This window comes from Streptomyces sp. NPDC088354 (assembly GCF_044753585.1).
In the GTDB taxonomy this organism is placed as follows: Bacteria; Actinomycetota; Actinomycetes; order Streptomycetales; family Streptomycetaceae; genus Actinacidiphila.
The window spans coordinates 26,375-46,523 of record NZ_JBIVNJ010000038.1; the positions used below are offsets into that span (position 1 = coordinate 26,375).

General features: G+C 71.3%; 17 protein-coding genes and 1 riboswitch. Of the genes, 14 read left to right on the forward strand and 3 right to left on the reverse strand.

Going from position 1 to position 20,149, the window contains the following annotated elements; genetic code table 11:
* Window positions 1-351: 351 nt before the first annotated feature.
* A complete protein-coding gene (locus ACIP98_RS34645) occupies window positions 352-567 on the forward strand; it encodes a DUF2945 domain-containing protein (RefSeq protein WP_401979914.1) in 216 nt (71 codons plus the stop codon).
* A gap of 51 nt (window positions 568-618) precedes the next feature.
* On the opposite strand, the gene ACIP98_RS34650 is transcribed toward ACIP98_RS34645, so the two are convergent.
* Window positions 619-1,314 (reverse strand): PP2C family protein-serine/threonine phosphatase, encoded by a 696-nt coding sequence (locus tag ACIP98_RS34650; protein ID WP_401979916.1) that lies wholly within the window; start codon window positions 1,312-1,314, stop codon window positions 619-621.
* 40 nt (window positions 1,315-1,354) lie between these two features.
* Window positions 1,355-2,320, reverse strand: a complete 966-nt coding sequence (locus tag ACIP98_RS34655) for an AraC family transcriptional regulator (protein WP_401979919.1) — start codon at window positions 2,318-2,320, stop codon at window positions 1,355-1,357.
* 103 nt (window positions 2,321-2,423) lie between these two features.
* Between ACIP98_RS34655 and ACIP98_RS34660 the strand changes: the two genes are divergently transcribed.
* A complete protein-coding gene (locus ACIP98_RS34660) occupies window positions 2,424-3,128 on the forward strand; it encodes an SDR family oxidoreductase (RefSeq protein WP_319660989.1) in 705 nt (234 codons plus the stop codon).
* 569 nt (window positions 3,129-3,697) lie between these two features.
* Entirely contained in the window at window positions 3,698-6,604 is a 2,907-nt protein-coding gene (locus ACIP98_RS34665) for a S8 family serine peptidase (RefSeq protein ID WP_401979921.1), read from the forward strand.
* A gap of 128 nt (window positions 6,605-6,732) precedes the next feature.
* On the opposite strand, the gene ACIP98_RS34670 is transcribed toward ACIP98_RS34665, so the two are convergent.
* On the reverse strand, window positions 6,733-7,299 hold the full coding sequence (locus tag ACIP98_RS34670) for a class I SAM-dependent methyltransferase (RefSeq protein WP_401979923.1): 567 nt from the start codon (window positions 7,297-7,299) through the stop codon (window positions 6,733-6,735).
* A 132-nt stretch (window positions 7,300-7,431) separates the two neighbouring features.
* Here ACIP98_RS34670 and ACIP98_RS34675 point away from each other — a divergent pair, with 132 nt between their 5' ends.
* From ACIP98_RS34675 to ACIP98_RS34725, 11 genes are all read left to right on the forward strand, one after another.
* Window positions 7,432-8,703, forward strand: coding sequence for a sensor histidine kinase (locus ACIP98_RS34675; RefSeq protein ID WP_401979925.1), 1,272 nt, complete (start codon window positions 7,432-7,434; stop codon window positions 8,701-8,703).
* On the forward strand, window positions 8,700-9,410 hold the full coding sequence (locus tag ACIP98_RS34680; RefSeq protein ID WP_401979928.1) for a response regulator: 711 nt from the start codon (window positions 8,700-8,702) through the stop codon (window positions 9,408-9,410). The genes ACIP98_RS34675 and ACIP98_RS34680 overlap by 4 nt, the downstream gene beginning before the upstream one ends.
* A gap of 412 nt (window positions 9,411-9,822) precedes the next feature.
* Window positions 9,823-10,764, forward strand: a complete 942-nt coding sequence (locus tag ACIP98_RS34685) for an ABC transporter permease (RefSeq protein WP_401979982.1) — start codon at window positions 9,823-9,825, stop codon at window positions 10,762-10,764.
* A gap of 1 nt (window position 10,765) precedes the next feature.
* Window positions 10,766-11,683 (forward strand): ABC transporter permease, encoded by a 918-nt coding sequence (locus ACIP98_RS34690; protein WP_401979931.1) that lies wholly within the window; start codon window positions 10,766-10,768, stop codon window positions 11,681-11,683.
* The gene (locus ACIP98_RS34695; RefSeq protein ID WP_401979933.1) at window positions 11,680-13,767 is read left to right on the forward strand and encodes a dipeptide ABC transporter ATP-binding protein; all 2,088 of its coding nucleotides are present in this window, start codon (window positions 11,680-11,682) and stop codon (window positions 13,765-13,767) included. Before ACIP98_RS34690 ends, ACIP98_RS34695 begins: the two co-directional genes overlap by 4 nt.
* A gap of 76 nt (window positions 13,768-13,843) precedes the next feature.
* Window positions 13,844-15,535: an ABC transporter family substrate-binding protein gene (locus ACIP98_RS34700; RefSeq protein WP_319660998.1), complete on the forward strand. Its 1,692-nt coding sequence runs from the start codon at window positions 13,844-13,846 to the stop codon at window positions 15,533-15,535.
* 55 nt (window positions 15,536-15,590) lie between these two features.
* Window positions 15,591-16,115, forward strand: a complete 525-nt coding sequence (locus ACIP98_RS34705) for a hypothetical protein (protein WP_401979935.1) — start codon at window positions 15,591-15,593, stop codon at window positions 16,113-16,115.
* 10 nt (window positions 16,116-16,125) lie between these two features.
* Window positions 16,126-16,239, forward strand: a riboswitch (SAM riboswitch).
* Window positions 16,240-16,274: 35 nt separating this feature from the next.
* On the forward strand, window positions 16,275-16,391 hold the full coding sequence (locus ACIP98_RS34710) for a putative leader peptide (protein ID WP_319661000.1): 117 nt from the start codon (window positions 16,275-16,277) through the stop codon (window positions 16,389-16,391).
* A 281-nt stretch (window positions 16,392-16,672) separates the two neighbouring features.
* Window positions 16,673-18,238 (forward strand): ABC transporter substrate-binding protein, encoded by a 1,566-nt coding sequence (locus ACIP98_RS34715; protein ID WP_401979984.1) that lies wholly within the window; start codon window positions 16,673-16,675, stop codon window positions 18,236-18,238.
* Window positions 18,239-18,242: 4 nt separating this feature from the next.
* Window positions 18,243-19,202 (forward strand): ABC transporter permease, encoded by a 960-nt coding sequence (locus ACIP98_RS34720; protein ID WP_319661001.1) that lies wholly within the window; start codon window positions 18,243-18,245, stop codon window positions 19,200-19,202.
* A complete protein-coding gene (locus ACIP98_RS34725; protein WP_401979938.1) occupies window positions 19,199-20,128 on the forward strand; it encodes an ABC transporter permease in 930 nt (309 codons plus the stop codon). The genes ACIP98_RS34720 and ACIP98_RS34725 overlap by 4 nt, the downstream gene beginning before the upstream one ends.
* Window positions 20,129-20,149 lie beyond the last annotated feature (21 nt).

The window sequence follows — 20,149 nt, forward strand, 5'->3', positions numbered from 1 at the left end:
GCGCGGCACGGCTTCCAGATCCTGGCTGCTGCCACCCGGGCTCGCCGCCCCGACTCGTCCCGCCGAGCGGCAAGGCTGCGGCCTCCACGAACCGCCTCCCTGGGAGGCGAATCTCCTGCCGTCCGGTCGCAAGGGCCGCGCCCTTGGAAGCGGTGCAGGCGAGATGCCGCCTCGCCGTTGCGGGGCGCACGCTGGAGGAGTGGTGAAGTACCGTCCCGGGGGCCGTGCCCCTACGCGGCCCTCGGCAACGATGAGCTGATTCCCGTCCGTTGGTGGTGGGGCGGGAACCAGCTCGTGGTTGTTGGGGCATGGGCTGGACCGGACGCCGATACCGTCGTCGAGGAGGAATCCATGGCCGAGCGCGACTTGAGCAAGGGCGACGAGGTGTTGTGGAAGAGCCACGGCCAGAAGGTGACCGGCAAGGTGAAAAAGAAGATCACCAAGCGGACCCGGGCGGCAGGTCGCACGGTCGACGCCTCGAGCGAGGAACCGCAGTACGAAGTGGAGAGCGACAAGTCCGGGCGCTCAGCGGTGCACAAGCCGGGGTCGCTGGGCAAAGCGGGGTGAGCCACGGCCGGCACGTGAGGGCCCCGGCCTTCGCGGCGCTGTCGGCGGTGCTCAGGTCGCCGGCCGGCCGGCTGTGTGCTGAACGGCCACCATCGCGAGGTCGTCGCCCGGCCTCTTGCCGGTGTGGCTGTCCAGGTCCTGGTTGACCTGCTGCAGCAGGGCACGGGGACACTCCCAGGTCCACGTGGCGGCCCGGTCGAGGACCGGGTAGAAGCAGCCGGTGGTGTTCCGGGCTTCGATGAGGCCGTCGGTGTCGAGCAACAGGGTGTCGCCCGCACCGAACGCAAAGGTGTCCATGGCGTAGTCGTCCGGCCTTGTCCCGGACAGGCCCAACGGCGGTGCGGGCCGGGAGGCGTGCAGCACGGTGACCCGGCCGTCGTGCCTCACCAGCGGGCCCGGGTGGCCGCGGCTGATGACCCGCAGGACAGGGTCTTCGTCGGGGATCTCGACCAGGAGGGCGGTGACGAACCGCTCGCAGCCCTCGGGGTCGCTGTCGGCCACCTGGGTGAGGTGCCTGCGGATGCTGCCTTCCAGGGCGGCAGCCGGTTCGGGAAGGGAGCCGTGCCGGTGGGCGGCCTCCCGGAAGGCACCCAGCAGCGCGGCGGCGTCCTCGATCGCCGGCAGGCCCTTTCCCCGGACGTCCCCGATCAGGAAACGGGTCACGTACCCGGCCCGGGCGGCGGCGTACAGGTCGCCACTCGCCCCGAAGGGGCCATGCTCCCAAACTATCCGCAGCGGCCCGCCCATGCCCTCCGGGTACAGGGTCCGGCGGCTCGTGGTCCGGTGGTCAGACGGCCGCAGTGGCGTCGCCTGCCGGGAGGCGGCCGCCCTGGGTGCGAGCGGTCGTCCTGAACCTGCCCGGCGGCTGAGAGCGTGCACGGCGGAAGGCCCGGCTGAAGGCGTAGCCGGAGGAGTAGCCGACCGCGGCGGCGATCGCGTCGAGGCTGTCGTCGGTGTCGCGCAGGCGCCGGGCGGCGAGGTCCATGCGCCAGCGGGTGAGGTATGCGCCGGGCGATTCGCCGGTCGTGGCGGCGAAGCGGCGGTCCAGAGTGGCGCGCGAGACCCCGACCTCACGGGCGAGGGCGGCGGTGGTCCACGCTCTGGCGGGTTCCTCGTGGAGCCTGGTCACGGCGGCCGCCACCACCGGGTCGTCAAGGGCCCCGAGCCAGGAGGGTGCGGAGGTGCCCCCGGAGGCGAGCCAGGCCCGCAGCACGTGGACGAGCAGTACGTCCACCAGCCGGTCGAGGACCACACCGGTTGCCGCTCGCGGGGCGGCGAGTTCTCGACCCAGCAGGCGCACGGTGTCCTGGGCCAGGCCGTCCGGGTCGTCGCCCGCACGCAGGTGGACCACCGCGGGCAGCAGCGCGAGCACCTGCGTCGAGACGGTCCGGTCGTGATCGTAATCGGCGCACAGGATGCGGGAGCGCGGCGGTCCGGTGCCGATCGACACGGTTCCGGATCCGGTGATGTGCCAGTCGTCGAACGTGCGGGGCCCCGTGCGGGCCACCGCCGCCGGGTCGCTGCCGAGCGCGTGCTCGGCCCCACCGGGCATGAGGACGACGTCGCCCGGCATCAACTGGAGGGGCGGGCCGTCGGGCAGGCCCACCCAGACCGTCCCCGCGGTGACCGCGTGAAGCGATGCGCGCGGCGTGGCGGACGACCACCACCAGCCCCAGTCCTCACCGGCCTCGATGCGCGCGCCGACGGCTCCGCGCACGTCCGACAGGGCCAGTACCTCGGCGAGCAGATCCATACGGACAGGCTACCCGGCGGATGGTCTGGTCTGAGACAAAGGGGTATGCAATTGCGTCGTGGAGCCATCGAACCACTCACCGCCCGCGCCATACGGTCAACCCATGAAGATTTCCGGAAGTACCGTACTGATCACCGGGGCCTCCCGTGGGCTCGGCCGTCACTTCGCCGAGCAGCTCCTCGCGCGCGGCGCCAAGGTGTACGCGACCGCACGCGACCCCGAGCGCGTGGACATCGCGGGCGCCGAGCGCCTGCGCCTCGACCTCCTCGACCCCGCCTCCGTGACCGCTGCGGCCGCGGCCGCGTCGGACGTCACGCTGCTGATCAACAACGCGGCCATCAGCCTCTACCAGAACCTTGTCACCGGTGACCTGGACAAGATCCGTCGCGAACTGGACACCTCCTTCTACGGCACCCTCTCGGTCGTGCGTGCCTTCGCGCCGGTGCTCGCCGCGAACGGCGGAGGCGCGATCCTGAACGTGCTCTCGCGCCTGTCGTGGCTCTCCTATCCCGGGGCCAACTCCTACGCGGTCGCCAAGGCGGCCGCGTGGAGCCTGACCAACGGTGTCCGCCTGGAGCTGGCGGAACAGGGCACCCAGGTCACCGGCCTGCTGATGAGTTCGACCGACACGGACATGATGAGCGGTTGGGACGTTCCGAAGAACGACCCCGCCGACGTCGTGCGCCAGGCCCTGGACGGACTCGAGGCCGGCGTGCTGGAAGTCCTCGCGGACGAGGACACCCGCTTGGCGAAGGCGGCGCTGAGCGCCGACCCGAGCGAGACCTACGGCGAACTTCTCGCACCGTGAGCAACCCCCCTCGCCCCGCGGGCGGGTAGGCCCTGTCGCAGCCGGAGGCGGTGACGCGTCGCCGCCGGGCCGCCTCCGGCGCCCTCCGTGGTCCGTACGCCTGGATCACCGGAAAGCCTCCCAGGCTTTCTCCGCATTCCTTCCGCCAGAGGACACACCGCCGGTTGTGTCCGGGCTTGCGCACCGCGGTCGCGCCGAGGAAGCGCACATTATCGGAACACACCGCAGGAAAAGCGGAAGAGGGGCAATGTCAGCTGCTGGTGGACCATCAGAACTCCCAACGCGGCATATACGCCGGAAATCCCCCGTACCGGTGGGTGAACACACGGTGCGGTCGGAATCACAGCTCACGAGGGGTCATTGACGGCTGGTCAGCAGCGGACGAACCCAGTGAGCGGATTGTCATTCGGCCGTGATCTTGGTTTAACCGGGTGAGGGTTGAGTAGGACAGATATTCGTAACCTTCACCTCATGGGAGGAGACTCGTGGCCACGAGCGCGAGCCTTCGAAGACGACGCCGATTCACCGCGGCGTCGATAGTCACCATATTCGCCACCATATGCGCCGGCTTGGGGACCGCCGGGCCGGCCACAGCACAGCCCGCCAGTTCCCTGCCGGACCTGAGGCTGGGTCAGTACGACCACTCCCGGCCCACCCTCACCGGTGGTGGCGCACTGCACTCCCCCGCACAGCCCAAGGCCGTCAACGGGCAGTACGTCGTACGGCTGCGGGAGGCGCCCGTCACTTCGTACGCCGGCGGCGTCAAGGGCCTTGCGGCGACCAGGCCCGCGAACGGGCAGGAACTGCAGCCGCATTCGGTTGCGGCGGACAGGTACCGGCAGCACCTGGGCCAAGCGCAGCGGGACGTACTCGCCGACTTCGGTGTCCGGGCGCAGCAGACCTACACGACCGCCTTCAACGGCTTCGCCGCGAAGCTGAGTGACGCTCAGGCCGCGAAGCTGGCCAGGGACACCCGCGTTGCGGCCGTGACGCCGGCCCGTCTCGTCAAGGCCGACGCCGCGACCACAACCGCGCCGGAAGGGCAGGGTGCCGGACAGGCGGCGGCGAAGACGGCAGCGGCGCAGAAGGCAGCGCAGACCAAGCCGGTCCACGGCTCCGACGTTGTCATCGGGGTGATCGACACCGGGATCTGGCCGGAGAGCGCTTCCTTCGCCGCCACGATGCCGCGCCCGGCAGGCTGGCACGGCACGTGCCAGACCGACGAGAACTTCCCCGCGACCGCCTGCAACGGCAAGATCGTCGGAGCCCGGTACTTCGCCGACGGCTGGCTCAGCGCCTACGGTTCGCTCCCCGAGGGTGAGGTCCTGTCCGCGCGCGACATGAACGGACACGGCACCCACACCGCGTCGACCGCGGCCGGCCTGCCCGTCAAGCACGCGATGGTGCTCGGGCACGACTACGGGGCGATCTCCGGGGTGGCGCCCGACGCGCGGATCGCCGTCTACAAGGCACTGTGGGGCGGCTCGGGTACGGACGCCGACATCGTCGCGGCGATCGACGCGGCGGTGGCCGACGGTGTCCAGGTGATCAACTACTCGATCGGCTCGTCGATGGGCGACTACCAGCCGAACAGCCCGATCGGGGACGCCTTCCTCAACGCGTACCTCGCCGGCGTCTTCGTCGCGGCCTCGGCGGGCAACGACGGCATGTCCGGAATGATCAGCAACGCCGAGCCGTGGGTGACCACGGTGGGCGCGACCGTTGAGCGGTCCCACGAGGCGACCGTCCGCCTCGGCGACGGCTCCCGCATCGTCGGGACGTCGATGGACCGGCTGCCGTCGGACCGCCGCACGCCGATCGTCTTCGCCGACCAGGCCGGATCGCTCGACGACGGCGCACAGTTCTGCTGGCCCGGGAGCCTCGACCCCGCCAAGGTCAAGGGCAAGATCGTCGCCTGCGACTTCATCGACTCGGTGGCCGCGGTCGCCGCGGTGAAGGACGCCGGCGGTGTCGGAGTGGTGCTCTTCCAGTCGACCGGCAACGTGCGGCTGAACGTCATCTACGACTTCCCGACCGTCTACCTGTGGAGCGACGAGCAGGCGGGCAAGCTCTTCAACTACCTGTGGGCGCACCGTAGCGACGGAACCGCGTCGCTGGTGACGGGCGGCGACGGCAGCAGCCTCGTGGGGCTGCCGAGCGTGGCCGGCCTCTCGTCCTACGGGCCCGACCAGGTGCACACCGGACTGCAGAAGCCCGACCTGGTCGCGGACGGGATCGACGTGGTGGCGGCGGTTTCGCCCGTGTCCGGCGGACGGCTGTTCGACGCGTATTCGGGCACGTCCATGGCGGCCCCCCACGTGGCCGGCATGGCCGCGGTGCTGCGTGCCCGGCACGCGAAGTGGTCGCCCGGCGCGACCGCGTCGGCGCTGCGTACCAGCGCCACCGACACCCGGGGCACGACCAGTCCGCTGCGCCAGGGCTCCGGTCTGCCCCGCCCGGCGTCCGCCGACGACCCCGGACTGGTGATCGAGCCCTCCGCCGCCGAGCTCAAGGCCTTCGCGGCCGCGGCGAACCCGGACGGCAAGGAGATCAACCTCCCGTCGATCGCGCTGCGCGAGTACGACGGGACGAAGCCGGTCCGGCTCGTGCGGCGACTGACCAACGTCGGCACGCGCACCGAGACGTACACGGCGCGCGTCGACGGGCTCACCGGGATGAAGGTGACGGTCACCCCGCGCACGTTCTCGGTGAAGCCCGGCGCCACCAAGACGGTGACCATCACGCTCGAGCGCGGCACCGCCACCTGGGACCGCTACGCCACCGGCTCGCTCACCTTCAGCAGCGCCAAGCACCGGGTGCGGCTGACCGTCGCGGGGCGGCCGTGGGGTTTCACACCGCGGCCGTACGACGACACGGGCATAGAGTTCGGTCGCACCGGTGGGCAGGGCCAGGGGTTCCTCGAGCCCGGCTTCACCGGACCGCTCGCCGGGCGCACCACCGGGTACACGCCGGTGGCCTGGAAGGACAAGAAGCTCACGACCTCCGTCAGCGGGGGTGTCTTCTCCCCCGGCGGGGTGGGCACACAGGCCACGAAGATCGTGGTGCCGCGTGGCACGGCGGGACTGATCGTGCAGACCGCCTCGGACGACCCCGACACGAACCTCGACCTCTACCTCTACAAGGACGGCAAACGGGTCGATCGGAGCTGGGCATCCTGGCACAGCAATGAGCGCAGTGTCCGGTTCTTCCCGGAACCGGGCGTCTACACCGCCTATGTGCACGCCCAGACGGCGGCCTCCTCGGACGTCCCCTACCAGCTCGGGGTGACCGTCGTCCCCGAGCAGGCTGACCGGCACAACGCCACGTTGACAACGCCGGCGAGTGTGCAGCGCGGCGGAAGCGCTCAGGTGACACTGAACCCGGTGGGCCCGCAGCCCGACGTCGAGCAGTGGGCGTACACCGAATTCCGCACCGGCCGAACCACGGTACCCGGCCTGCTGATCAGCTCCCGCTGAGCCGCCGGACCAGTCGGCTGATCCGGTCCCGCTGAGCCGGAGGCCGGCCTCCCCGAAGGAGGCCGGCCTCCACAGCGGGGCCGGGGCAGACTCCTCGGGTTCTCACTGCCGCGCCGGCCGGTCCGCGATCACGGCTTCCGGGTGGCCCGGTGCACGAAGGCGGGCGGAAGGTTCGGCCACACCACCGTCGAGCGCTCCAACCGGTCAAAACGGCGGGCCAGTTCGGCGGCGAAGTGCCGTGCCGGCGGAGTCCAGGCCGCGTGCAGATACGCGAAGGTGGTGAACCGCCCGGCGGGTGCGAGGACTTCGGTCACGGCGTCCAGGATGTGCCCGCGGCGTTCCCGCGGCATGACCGTCCACGGCAGCCCGGACACCACCGCATCGACCGGCTCGCCCACCGCGGTGGCCAGCTCGGCCGCCGATCCGCGTACCACCGTCAGCCGCGCGTCCCGCCGGCTTCCCGCCAGCCGTGCCGCGAGCGCCGGGTTGAGCTCGACCGCGACGAGGCGTGCGCCGGGCGCGAGCCGGGCGAGGATCGCATCGGTGAACACCCCCGTCCCCGGGCCGAGCTCCACGACGAGCCCGGCCCTCCCCAGACCGATGTCCTCGGTCATCGCACACGCCAGCCGCCGGGAACTGGCGGCTACCGCGCCGGTCGTGAGGGGCCGTCTGAGGAACTCGCTGGTGATCGACATGGCGGCCATGCTGGAAGCGCCCCGAGGAGCCGCACATCGTGTTCCCGGCCGGTGCGTGTACGACCACGGGAGGACCCCAAGGCGCCCCGCAGGACGATGTGAGGCGGCGGGCCCCGACCGTAGCGTGAGGCGGTGCACTGGCTGATCGAGACCCTGCCCCGCCTGCGCCGCGGCCACCCGTGGCTGGCGGACCTGCTGCTGGTCGCGCTGGTGGCCATGCCCCCGGTGATCCATCCGCAGCCGGGCTGGCGGCCGGTCTGGGTGCAGACGGGCGTCTACATGGCCCTGGTGCTGCCCCTGCTGGCGCGCCGACGTCGGCCAGTGCTCGTCGCGGCCCTGGTGACGTCGGCGTTCTGGGCGCAGAACCTCGGCCAGGTGTGGGGACAGGAATCGGGACGCGGCGCCGTCGCCCTGGCCGCGGTCCTGGCCACCCTCACGGTGCGTGGCCTGCGCCGGTCCGCGGCGACGGTGGTCTGTGCCACCGTCCTGGTACTGCTGTGGATTCCCGCATGGCAACGCGAGCCGGTGGGCCCGGGCGCTCGTGCTGCCTGGCTCACCCCGCTCACGGTGGGGCTTCTGCTGGCCGCTGCCTGGGTGTTCGGCGAATACGTCCGCGCTCGGCGGGCCTACGTCGCCGAGTTCGAGCGGCGGGCCGCGCTCGCCGAGTCGGAGCGCCTCGCGCTGGCCCGGGTCGCCGTCGCCGAGGAGCGGGCGCGCATCGCCCGCGAGATCCACGATGTACTGGCGCACAGTATGAGCGTCATGGTGCTGAACGCCGAGGGCGGCCGGCTGATGCGGCATGTCGACCCCACTGTCGTGGACCGCACCCTTGGCGTCATCAGCACGACCGGCCGTGAGGCCCTGGGCGAACTGCGCCGACTGCTGGAGGTACTGCGCACGCCCGGCACCGAGGCCGCGGCCGTCGGCCGCGACCCCGGCACCGATGCCGGTGGGGCCGCCGAGTCCCTGTCGGACGATCTGCGGCGCCTGGTCGGCCGCCTCAACACGAGCGGCAGGCACGCGCTCCTGGAACTTCGTGGAGACGGAGCCGGCCTTCCCGCCGATCTCACCGTGCAGACGTACCGCATCGTGCAGGAGGCGCTCACCAACGCCGTGAAGCACGCGCCGCCGGACGCCACGATCCGCGTACGGGTCGACACCGGTACCCAGGGGCCCGGGCGGCTGGTCCGCGTCCGGGTGGAGAACTCGGCGGGAGCCGGAAGGGGAACCACCGCCGAGCGCCCCGCCCCGCTGCTCTCCTCCGGTCGCGGACTGGCCGGCATGCGCGAACGCACCGCGCTGTACGGCGGAAGGGTCGACGCCGGTCCCACACCCGACGGCGGCTACAGGGTCGCCGCCACCCTGCGCCCCACCGAGCCCGAGCCCACCGCGGAGACCGCATGACCGGCCCGACCCCGACGCCGACTCCCGCTCCGTCGTCGTCCCGTGTGCTGATCTGCGACGACCAGGAGCTGATCCGGATGGGGCTGCGGATGGTCATCGACAGCCAGCCCGATCTCACCGTGGTGGGCGAAGCCGCCGACGGCGACGCGGCGATCGCGGGCGTGGCCGCCCTGGAGCCGGACCTCGTCCTGATGGACGTCCGCATGCCCGGTCGGGACGGCCTCGCGGCGACGGAACATCTCTGCGCGCAGCCCCAGGGGCCCCGGATCCTCGTCGTCACCACCTTCGACCTCGACGAGTACGCCTATGCGGCCCTGCGTGCCGGCGCGAGCGGATTCCTCGTCAAGGACGCCCCCGCCGAGGAGATTCTGGTGACCGTCCGTGCGGTGCTGCGCGGAGAGGTCATGGTGGCGCCCTCGCTGACCCGGCGTCTGGTGGAGCGCTTCGTCCTGCACACCCCCGCGTCCGCGCCCGCCCAGCGCGGCCGTCTGTCGGCTCTCACCGAACGGGAACGGGACGTCCTCGCCCTGGCCGCCCGGGGACTGGCCAACGGCGAGATCGCGGACAGCCTCTTCATCGGGGAGACGACCGTCAAGACCCACCTCGGCCGGGTCCTGACGAAGCTCGGCCTCCGCGACCGGATCCATGCGGTGATCTTCGCCTACGAGAGCGGTCTGGTACGGGTCGGGGACGAGTCCGTGCGCTGAAGGGTGCGACTCGGCAGGCGCGGGTTGCCGGGGGCTGAGGATCCGGCCCCCGGACGGTGGGTGGGCATCCGGGGCCGGCAGTGCGGGGCTGCCTGCCGTGGGCGGCCCGTTCATGACGCCGGCGTTGCATTCGTATGGCAGACGCCTGGGAAGTCTGGTGGCGAACGCGATCACGACTCCAGACTCTTCTGTTGTCGGTCCCCGATCAGGAAGCGACAGGTCCGGACACCGGCGCACCGTCGTACCGGACCGCGTACGCGCACTTCACCATGTCAGAAAGCAGCGCCAGCATGCCCAGAACCGGCACACCCCCGCCGGCCCCCCGCACCGTCACCGCCGCCACATCCCCCATCCGGAGGGAGGCACGCTCGTGCTCCGTCACCTGATCGGCAAGGCCGCCGGATGGCTCGCCATGATCGTGATCGCCACGAACGTGACGTACGTGCTGGCCGCGTGGTTCCTCGACCCCAGGTCCAACTACCGGGGACTGCGCCCGGTCCGTACGGAGGAGCAGATCGACCGTGCCCTGGCACCGTACGGCCTGGATCCGCGGGTCCCGCTGGCGGATCGGTGGTGGCACTGGTTCAGCGACGTGGTCCTCCATTTCGACTGGGGGAAGTCACCGGTCGGTGTGTCGGTGAACTCGGAGATCGGTTTCCGCGCCCTGGTCAGCGGCCAGTTGGTCACCGCCGCGACGCTCCTGTCCGTGGTGCTGGGTGTGGCGCTCAGTGTGTTCGGCGCGTCCCGGCAGTACGGCTGGTGGGACCGGATCACCCAGTTCGCCTCCGTGTTCCTGTTCAACGTCCCGGCGGCGGTCGCCGCCCTGGCGGTGGTCCTGGCCGGGATCTGGCTGAACCAGCACCTCGGGTGGCGCTTCCTGTACGTCGCCGGGGAGAAGTCCCCGACCGTCAGCGGGCTGTGGCCGACGGTCGCCGACCGGTTCCAGCACCTGATCCTGCCGACGGCGAGCCTGACCCTGCTGGGCTACGTCGGCTACCACCTGACCCAGCGTTCGCTGCTGCTGGACAGCGTGAACGCGGACTTCGTACGCACCGCGCGCGCCACCGGCCTGACGCGTGCCCAGGCGATCCGGCGGCACGCACTTCGCGCCTCGCTCATCCCGACGGCCACGTCGGTGGCGTTCGGCATCCCGGCGATCTTCACCGGCGCGGTGATCACCGAGACCGTCTTCGGGTGGAACGGCATGGGTCAGTACTTCATCCAGACACTCGCCAAGAACGACGTGCACGGCGCCGTCGCCGTGGCGGCCTTCGGCGCGGCGATGACCGCGGTCGGGGCGATCCTGGCCGATGTCGCGGTCGTCCTCCTCGACCCGCGGGTACGGGTGAGCTGAGATGGCGACCACGGTGACTCCCCTGCCCGGGCCGCTCGACGACGCCGCCGCGCTCCGGCTCGGCAGCGGACTGCTGTACCTGCGGCGGTTCGCCCGCAATCGCGGAGCCCTGCTCGGGGTGGCGCTCTTCGCGCTCCTGGTGTTCTTCACGGTGTTCGGGGGCCTGTGCACGCGCTTCGCGTACACCGACACCGACTTCACGGCGCTCACCCAGCCCCCCAGCGCGACGCACTACTTCGGCACCAACCAGGGTGGCAACGATGTCTACGCGGAGGCCGTGCACGGCCTGCGGCGCTCCCTGGCGATCGCGGTCAGCGTCTCGGTGCTGACGATCGTGCTCGCCGCCGTGATCGGCGCGGGCGCGGCCTACTTCGGCGGGCGCGTCGAGAAGCTGACCCTCACGGTCATCCACTTTCTGCTCGTCGTGCCGTCGTTCCTGATCCTGGCCCTGGTCTCGCACCACCTCGCCGGCGACTGGCGCGTGCTCATCCTGGTGCTGACGGTGTTCGGCTGGATGTCGACGGCGCGGGTCATCTGGGCGGTCTCCACCTCCCTGCGGGAGCGGGACTACGTGCTGGCCGCCGAGTTCATGGGCGTGCGGCCGTGGCGGATCGTCCTGCGGCACATCATCCCCAACCTCGGTTCCCTGCTCATCGTCAACCTGACCCTCGGAGTCGTCGCCACCGTGCTCAGCGAAACCGCCCTGTCCTTCCTCGGCTTCGGGGTCCAGACGCCGGACGTGTCACTGGGCACCATGCTCGCCGACGGCGCGGGGACCATCACCAGCGCTCCTTGGCTGTTCGGCTACCCGGCCGGCCTGGTGGTGCTGCTGACGGTGTCGATGACCCTCATCGGCGACGGCCTGCGCGACGCCCTCGACCCCGCGTCGGCCACCGGGGCCCCGGGAGGTCGGCGATGACGTTCACCACCCCCCGGACACATCCCGCCACGGCGTCCGGCACCACGGCACCGGTGCTGTCGGTGCGGGACCTGCACATCTCCTTCCCCTCCGAGGCCGGTCCGGTCCCGGCCGTGCGCGGAGTCAGCTTCGACGTTCTGCCCGGGCGGACCCTCGGCATCGTCGGCGAGTCGGGGTCGGGCAAGTCCGCCACCGCGATGGGCGTCATGGGCCTGCTGCCGGAGACCGCCCGGGTGTCGGGGCAGGTGCTGCTCGGCGGCCGTGACCTGGTGGGACTGAACGACCGGCAGCTGTCCGCGGTGCGCGGCAAGGACATCGGGATGGTCTTCCAGGACCCGCTGTCCGCGCTGACCCCGATCTTCTCGGTGGGCAGGCTGCTGTCCGACGCACTGCGGGTGCACCAGCGCCTGACGAGGCAGGCCGCGTGGAACCGGGCGGTCGAACTGCTGGACCTGGTCGGCATCCCCGAACCGCACCGCAGGGCACGGTCGTTCCCGCACGAGTTCTCCGGCGGCATGCGCCAGCGCGTCGTGATCGCGCTGGCCATGGCGAACTCGCCCTCGGTCATCATCGCCGACGAACCCACCACCGCCCTCGACGTGACCGTGCAGGCGCAGATTCTCGGCGTGCTGCGTACCGCGCAGGCCGAGACGGGTGCGGCTGTCGTGCTCATCACCCACGACCTGGGGGTGGTGGCCGGTTACGCCGACGAGGTCGCGGTGATGTACGCCGGCCGGATCGTGGAACAGGCCGCGGCCGAGGAGCTGTACGGCCGCCCCACCATGCCCTACACGATCGGGCTGCTGGGCGCCGTGCCCCGGCCCGACGTCCGGGCGGACCGGCCCCTCGTGCCGATCGTCGGCGAGCCCCCGTCGCTGGTGCGGCTGCCGGCCGGTTGCCCGTTCGCGGACCGCTGCCCCGCCGCGGTCGACCGTTGCCGCGCGGAGGAGCCCGCACTGGCCCCGGTCGCCGGGCACGGGCAGGTGGCCTGCCTGCGCGCCGGCGAGCTGGCCGACGGCCGCCTGGCGAGGGAGTCGCTCTTCCCGGCCGCCGCGGACGGCGGGGAGAGGACCGCCGGCTCCCACGGTGAGGTGGTGCTCCGCGTCTCCGGCCTGGCCAAGACGTTTCCCGTCACCACAGGCGCGTTCCTCAGGCGCCGCGTCGGCACGCTGCACGCTGTCGGCGATGTCGGCTTCGAACTGCGGGCGGGCCGGACCCTGGGCCTGGTGGGCGAGTCCGGCAGCGGCAAGACCACCACCCTGCTGGAGATCCTGCGCCTCAAGGGGCCCGAGCGCGGGCTGATCGAGGTCGATGGCACGAACGTGGCCGAGCCGGGCTCCGCCGAGCGGGCGCGGGAGCTGCGCCGCGCGGTGCAGATCGTCATGCAGGACCCCTTGGGCTCCCTCGACCCCCGGCTCCCGGTCTTCGACCTGCTGGCCGAGCCTTTGCAGGCGGTGGGCGCGGGCCGTGCGGAGATCCGCGCACGCGTGGCCGAACTCCTCGACTTGGTCGGGCTGGAGGCGTCGGTGTCCGACCGCTTCCCGGCCGCTCTGTCCGGTGGGCAGCGCCAGCGGGTCGGCATCGCCCGCGCGCTGGCGACCGAGCCGCGCATCGTGGTACTCGACGAGCCGGTGTCCGCGCTGGACGTCTCCGTGCAGGCCGGGATCGTCAACCTGCTCGCGAAACTCCAGCGCGAACTGGGCCTGGCCTACCTGATCGTCGCGCACGACCTCGCGGTGATGCGGCACGTGGCCGACCGCATCGCGGTCATGTACCTCGGCCACATCGTCGAGACAGCCGCCACCGAGGACCTCTTCGCCGACCCCAGGCACCCGTACACCGAGGCCCTGCTCTCCGCGATCCCGGTTCCCGACCCACGGGTCGAGCGCTCACGGGAGCACATCGTGCTGCAGGGCGAGCAGCCGAACGCGTCTGACCTGCCGCCGGGCTGCGTCTTCGTCGGCCGCTGTCCGCTGTACCGGTCGCTCGACGAGGCACTGCGGGAACGCTGCCGCACCGAACGGCCCGCCCTGGCCGCCGCGGCACCCGGCTCCGGCCACCGGCACGCCTGCCACGCCCGCTGAATCAAGGCCCCCCACCCTGCCGGCACCGCGCCCCGCGGTGCCGCACGCCTCCACACAGGAACGGAACCACTCCCCCATGCGATCGCACATCACCCCCACAGCCGCGCTCGTCGCGGCCCTCGCGCTGGCCGCCACCGCCTGCAGTTCCTCCGGGTCCGGCACGCCCGGCGCCGGGAAGCCCACCGGCAAGGCCGCGGCACCCACCGTGGCCTCGGCGAAGGTCGACTACAACCCCCAGCCGTACGACAACATCAAGGACGGCGGGACCTACACCACCCCCGGCACCTTCGACGACCAGGGCAATCCGTTCAACGCCAACGCGACCCTCACCGCCTCCCGCATCTGGTTCTGGTACAACCCCGACGTCATCACCTACTCCCCCACCGGCGACGTGCAGTACAACCCGGACTACCTCAGCGACGTCAAGGTCACCACCACCGGCGGCAACCAGCGGGTGGTGCTCACCATCAACCCCAAGGCCACCTACAACGACGGCACCCCCATCGACTGGAACGCCGTCAAGGCGACCTGGCAGGCCAACAACGGCACGAACAAGGACTACAACGCGAGCAACACCGAGGGCTACCGCAACATCACCTCGGTCACCCGCGGCACCGACGACAAGCAGGCGATCATCGAGTTCAAGGGTGTGGACCCCTGGTGGTCCAGCCTGTTCACGACCTTCCTGCACCCCAAGGCCGCCACGGTCGGCGCCTTCAACGACGCCTACGTCAAGAAAGCGCACCCCGAATGGGGCGCCGGCCCCTATACGGTGGGCACGCTCGACACCAAGAGCGGCAACCTCACCTTCGTCCGCAACCCCAAGTGGTGGGGCAGGAAGGGCAAGCTCGACAAGCGGATCTACGTCAACCTGGACTCGGACGCCGCGCTCAACGCCTTCAAGAACGGGCAGGTCGACTACGCAGCCACCGGCAGCGCCGAGGGCCTCAAGCAGATCAGCGGTGTCAAGGGAACCGAGATCCGCCGTGGCGGCAGCCCCTTCGAGTACTCGCTCTACGTCAACACCAAGTCGCCGGTCCTGGGCGACGTCCACGTCCGCGAGGCCCTGCTGAAGAGCATCGACCGAGCACAGATCGCCACGATCCAGTTCCAGGGCCTCGACTACTCCGAACCGCTTCCCGGCTCGGCCCTGCTCTTCAGCTTCCAGAAGGGCTACAGCGACAACGTCTCCCCGCTGATCGACTACGCCCCCGACGACGCGAAGAAGGCCCTGGACGCCGCCGGCTGGAAGCCGGGCGGCGACGGCATACGCGAGAAGAACGGCACCAAGCTCACCGTGGGCTACACCCTCCTCGGCGACGACCCTCTGGACAAGGCCACCGCCAACGCGTTCGCCGCGATGCTCAAGCCGGTCGGCATCCGGCTGGAGATCAAGAAGGCCGACGAAGCGGACTTCGCGAAGATCCTCGGCGACCGGGACTTCGACCTCTTCCTGTCGGGCAACCGCTCCACGGACCCCTTCGGCGCACGCTACCTCTACCAGTTCTACGGCACCGACAGCGACTCCAACCTGACCGGCGCCGGAACCCCGGGACTGGACAAGGCGATCCACGCCGCGGCCTCGATCCCCGACCCGGACCGGCAGACCGCCCAGGCCAACGCCATCGAACGCAAGGAACTCGCGCAGTACGCCTTCCTGCCCCTGTTCAGCGGACCGTCCATCTACGCCGTGAAGAAGGGCCTCGCCAACGTCGGCGCCACCATCTTCGGCACTCCCCTGCCGGAGACCGTGGGCTGGCAGAAGTAGCCGTCCCACGGGCCCACCCGGGCCGGCCGGGACGCGCGTCGCGCTCCCGGCCGGCTTGCCGTGCTCTCGGAAGGGACGCCCATGTCCGGCCGGGGACTCCGGCGAGGGCCGCGACTTCGCCGCCCGCAACGCCGACGACGTCTTCTCCGCGCACGGCGACGACTTCGACGACGCACCGGCCTTCGCCGAGGCATCCGGCGTCGGCTGCGGGTGGCCTGACGACCCGACGACGACCTGCGCATGCTGCCCGGCACGGAGATCATCTTCGGCGCCACCGAGGACGAGTCGCAGGAAGAAGAAGCGCTGGATCCGCCGGCGGCAGGTGACTCCCGCCACGGCGCTGGGCATCGCGGGGCTGGTGTGGGGCATCCCGGACGGCCTCGACGACGTCGTCGACCTGCTCGTCCCGGAACTGCAGGAACGCGGCGTCTACCGGACCGAGTACGCCGGCACGACGCTCCGCTCCCACTTGGGGCTGCGGCCGCCACTGACCCGTCGCCCGGTGCCCGGCGGCGTCGCGACGGAGGCTGAACGGACCGCTGGCTTCGCGCCATTGACGGACGGCGAGACCGCTCCGTAAGCTCCGAAACGGCATTGAGCGTCAGCGTCAAGCCCTGGCTGGCTGACCGGCAACCCTCCGACGCGGCGGGGTGCTCCAGGTGAAAGCCCGGCGGAGTCATCGGCGACTTCCGCAAGCGCGCGACTCCGTGGACGGGGTCCGAGAGGGGGAGGACAGGGCATGCGGCACAACGGCCACCTGAGCGCCTCCCTCGCGGCCGCGATGCTCTTCTCCGGCTTCTCGCGGCGACGCCACATCGATCTGCAGCGCTTCGCCAGCTGTCTGTGTCACAGCTGACCGGGATCCGCCCGGCCGGCTGAGCACGCGCGCCGGCCGCCACCCGCACCCCACGCCCTCCGCAGGGTGTGTTCGCCGCGCCCCTCGCCGGGCCCGCCTTCTCCTTCCCCTTTCCCAGCCTCTGAACAGCGTCACCTCGTCGCGGCAGCGTGCCTGACGGGGCGTCATGTCCGTGCGCTCTCGCTCGCTGCCGGTGCGCGGTGACACGAGTAGGAGAACCCTCGGTGACAACTCATCACGGTGCACGCGCCGGCCGAGCCGCCGCTGCCCTGGCCGCCCTCATGACCACCGGCGTCCTGCTGACCGCCTGCGGTTCGGACACCGGTGACTCCGGCGGCGGTGGCGGACGGCACAGGTCCGGTGGCACCCTGACGTTCGCGGTCGGTTCCGACGCCGGCTGCGTGGATCCGCAGCAGGTCGCCAGCAACGACACCATCTACTCCCTGCGCCAGGTCGTCGACTCCCTGACCGACCAGGACCCGAAGACCGGCAGGATCGTGCCGTGGCTGGCCAAGAGCTGGGACGTCAGCCCGGACGCCACGACGTTCACCTTCCACCTGAGACCGGGCGTCACCTTCAGCGACGGTTCACCGCTGACCGCTCAGGTGGTCAAGGACAACTTCGACGCCGTACCGAAGCTCGGCGCCCTGGCCACCCTCGCCCAGGGGTACCTCAGCGGTGTGCAGAGCACGACCGCCGTCGACCCGACCACGGTGCGGGTGAAGTTCACGGCGCCCAACGCCCAGTTCCTCCAGGCGACGGCAACGCACTCGCTGGGGATCGAGTCGTCGGCGAGCGTGCGGAAGTCGCCGCAGGACAGGTGCAGCCAGGGAGTGGTCGGATCCGGGCCCTTCGTGCTGAAGCAGTACGTCCAGAACCAGTCGATCACCCTGGCCAAGCGGACCGGATACCAGTGGGGTTCCTCGCTGTGGACCAAGAAGGGCGAGGCGTACCTGGACCAGCTGGTGTTCAAGGTGGTTCCCGAGGCGGGCGTACGGGCCGGCAGCCTCCGGTCCGGCCAGGTGGACGCGATCGGCAGCGTCGGCAGGGCCGACGAGGCGACGCTCAAGGGCGGGCCGGTGAGCCTTCAGCGGCGGGCGAACCCCGGCGTCGTGTTCGGCCTGGGGTTCAACAACTCCCGGCCGATCCTCGAGGACGCCACGGTGCGGCAGGCGATCGGGTACGCCGTCGACCGGCAACAGGTCGCCGCCACGGTCTTCCCGACCGGCACCCGGCCGGCCACCAGCGTCCTGGCGCACACCACCCCTGACTACGCGGACCTGACCGCCGACCTGGCGCACGACGTCGCGAAGGCGGGGGCCCTGCTGGACTCGGCCGGCTGGAAGCCGGGCCAGGACGGCATCCGCACCAGGAACGGGACCAGGCTGAGCCTGACCGTCAAGTGGTTCGCGAACGCGGCCACGAACCAGCCGGCACTTGAACTGATCCAGCAGCAGCTGAAGGCCGCCGGCATCGAGCTGGTACTCAAGGAGCTGCAGATCTCCCAGATCGCCCAGGTGCAGCAGTCCGGTGACTTCGACGCGCTGTGGGGAAACCTCACGCGGGCCGATCCGGACATCCTGCGGACCTCGTACTCCACGAAGCTGGCCAACACCTACCGCGTGCCGTCGAGCCCGCTGGACGCGGTGCTCGACCAGCAGGCGGCGGCCACCGACGCCGACCAGCGGGCACAACTGGTGGCACAGGCGCAGACGTTGATCGTGCGGAACGCCTACACCGTCCCGGTGGTCGAGTTGCAGACCCAACTGGGCGTGTCGAAGAAGGTGCACCACCTCGACTTCGACGCCTCCAGCCGGATCCAACTGCACGACACCTGGATCGGCTGACGGCATGACCACTTACGTGATCAAGCGGCTCGCACAGGCGCTCGGCGTGTTGTGGGCGGCCTACACGCTGTCGTTCCTCGTGCTGGACTACCTGCCCGGTGACCCGGTGTCGGCGCTGGCCGGCGCAGGGGCGGACTCGGCCGCCATCGATCCGGCCCGGCTCGCGGCGCTCCGGCACCAGTACGGCTTCGACAAGCCGGTTCCCGAGCAGTACATCGAGTACCTCGGCCGGGCCGTGCGCGGCGACTTCGGCGACGCGATCTCCACGGGCCGGCCCGTGACCTCGACCCTGGCCGACGCACTGCCGCAGACCCTGCAACTGACCGGGGCCGCGCTGCTGCTCGCGGTCGCCGGGGGCGGCGCACTGGCGATGCTGGCGACCTTCACCCGGCGGCGGTGGCTGCGGCAGGTACTGCTCTCACTGCCGCCCCTGGGGGTGTCGGTTCCCACATTCTGGGTCGGGCTGGTCCTCGTCGAGGCGTTCTCCTTCCGGCTGCGCTGGTTCCCGGCCTTCGGCAACGACGGGCTGCGGGCACTGGTGCTGCCCGCGGTGACGCTGGCCGTCCCGACCGGCGCACTGGTCGCACAGGTGCTGGCCAAGAGCCTGTTCACGGCACTGGGCCAGGCCTACGTGGAGACGGCGCGGGCCAAGGGCGCCGGCCGCCGGCGCATCCATCTGCGGCACGCGCTGCGCAACGCGTCCTTGCCGGCGCTCACGGTGGTGGGGCTGCTGGTCGGGCAGCTCGTCGCCGGCTCCGTGGTCGTGGAGACCGTCTTCGCCCGTGACGGTCTGGGCCGGGTGACGGTCGCCGCGGTCACGGCGCAGGACCTTCCGCTGGTCCAGGGCGTGGTGGTGTTCGGCGCGCTGATCTTCGTACTGGCGAACCTGGCGGTCGACCTCGTCTACCCGCTGCTGGATCCGCGCATCGTGGTGGCCTCGGGCAGGAGGGCGAGTTTCGCATGAGCCAGAGCCTTGTCCAAGACGCCGCCGAACCCGCGGCGCCGGGCCCGGAACGGCCGGGGGGGCCGGGCGACGGTACACCGCCGGGTCCGCGGAACGGGGGCCCGCGGCGGGCGCTGCGGTTCCTGCTGCGCCGCCCCGGCCTGCTGGCGTCGGTGGTCGTCGTCGTCCTGGTGCTGCTCGCCTCGTTCCACCCGGAGCTGTTCACCTCGCGGAACCCGCTGGAAGGGACGCCCTCACAGAACTTCCGCGGGCCCAGCGGCGAGCACTGGTTCGGCACCGACGAACTGGGACGCGACCTGTTCTCCCGCGTGGTGCACGGGGCGCAACTGTCCCTCAAGGCAACGCTGATCGCCGTCGCGGTGGCGTTCGTGCTCGGCGGCCTGCTCGGTCTGGTGGCCGGGTTCGTGGGCCGGTGGGTCGACGACGTCCTGATGCGCTTCGTGGACGTGCTGCTCTCCATTCCCGCGCTGTTCCTGTCCCTGGCCCTGGTCACCGCGCTGGGGTACGGGACGGTGAAGGTGGCGTTCGCGGTCGGGATCGCCGGCGTCGCGAGCTTCGCGCGGGTGGCCCGGTCGGAGGTGCTGCGGGTGCGGCAGGCCGTCTTCGTCGAGGCGTCGCGGTCCTGCGGGGCCCGCTGGTACTCCGTGCTGGGACGGCACGTGCTGCCGAACGCCGCGGGCCCGATCGTCGTCCTGGCCACCCTCGAACTGGGGACGGCGATCCTGTCCGTGTCGTCGCTGAGCTTCCTCGGCTACGGGGCGCCTCCCCCGGCCCCGGAGTGGGGAACCCTCATCTCCGTCGGCCGCAACTACCAGGCCAACGCCTGGTGGCTGACGGCCCTGCCCGGCCTGGTGATCGCCGCGACGGTACTGGCCACCAATCGCGTCGCCCGGGCCCTGGACGGCGAATGGTCGGAGCAGCGATGAACCGGCCCGCGACCCGCTCCC

Bases quoted from the DNA above. Each gene is read 5' to 3' on its own strand.
- ACIP98_RS34645 (WP_401979914.1), top strand. From the start codon at position 352: ATGGCCGAGCGCGACTTGAGCAAGGGCGACGAGGTGTTGTGGAAGAGC.
- ACIP98_RS34650 (WP_401979916.1), bottom strand. From the start codon at position 1,314: ATGGGCGGGCCGCTGCGGATAGTTTGGGAGCATGGCCCCTTCGGGGCG.
- ACIP98_RS34655 (WP_401979919.1), bottom strand. From the start codon at position 2,320: ATGGATCTGCTCGCCGAGGTACTGGCCCTGTCGGACGTGCGCGGAGCC.
- ACIP98_RS34660 (WP_319660989.1), top strand. From the start codon at position 2,424: ATGAAGATTTCCGGAAGTACCGTACTGATCACCGGGGCCTCCCGTGGG.
- ACIP98_RS34670 (WP_401979923.1), bottom strand. From the start codon at position 7,299: ATGTCGATCACCAGCGAGTTCCTCAGACGGCCCCTCACGACCGGCGCG.
- ACIP98_RS34680 (WP_401979928.1), top strand. From the start codon at position 8,700: ATGACCGGCCCGACCCCGACGCCGACTCCCGCTCCGTCGTCGTCCCGT.
- ACIP98_RS34685 (WP_401979982.1), top strand. From the start codon at position 9,823: ATGATCGTGATCGCCACGAACGTGACGTACGTGCTGGCCGCGTGGTTC.
- ACIP98_RS34690 (WP_401979931.1), top strand. From the start codon at position 10,766: ATGGCGACCACGGTGACTCCCCTGCCCGGGCCGCTCGACGACGCCGCC.
- ACIP98_RS34695 (WP_401979933.1), top strand. From the start codon at position 11,680: ATGACGTTCACCACCCCCCGGACACATCCCGCCACGGCGTCCGGCACC.
- ACIP98_RS34700 (WP_319660998.1), top strand. From the start codon at position 13,844: ATGCGATCGCACATCACCCCCACAGCCGCGCTCGTCGCGGCCCTCGCG.
- ACIP98_RS34710 (WP_319661000.1), top strand. From the start codon at position 16,275: ATGCGGCACAACGGCCACCTGAGCGCCTCCCTCGCGGCCGCGATGCTC.
- ACIP98_RS34715 (WP_401979984.1), top strand. From the start codon at position 16,673: ATGACCACCGGCGTCCTGCTGACCGCCTGCGGTTCGGACACCGGTGAC.
- ACIP98_RS34720 (WP_319661001.1), top strand. From the start codon at position 18,243: ATGACCACTTACGTGATCAAGCGGCTCGCACAGGCGCTCGGCGTGTTG.
- ACIP98_RS34725 (WP_401979938.1), top strand. From the start codon at position 19,199: ATGAGCCAGAGCCTTGTCCAAGACGCCGCCGAACCCGCGGCGCCGGGC.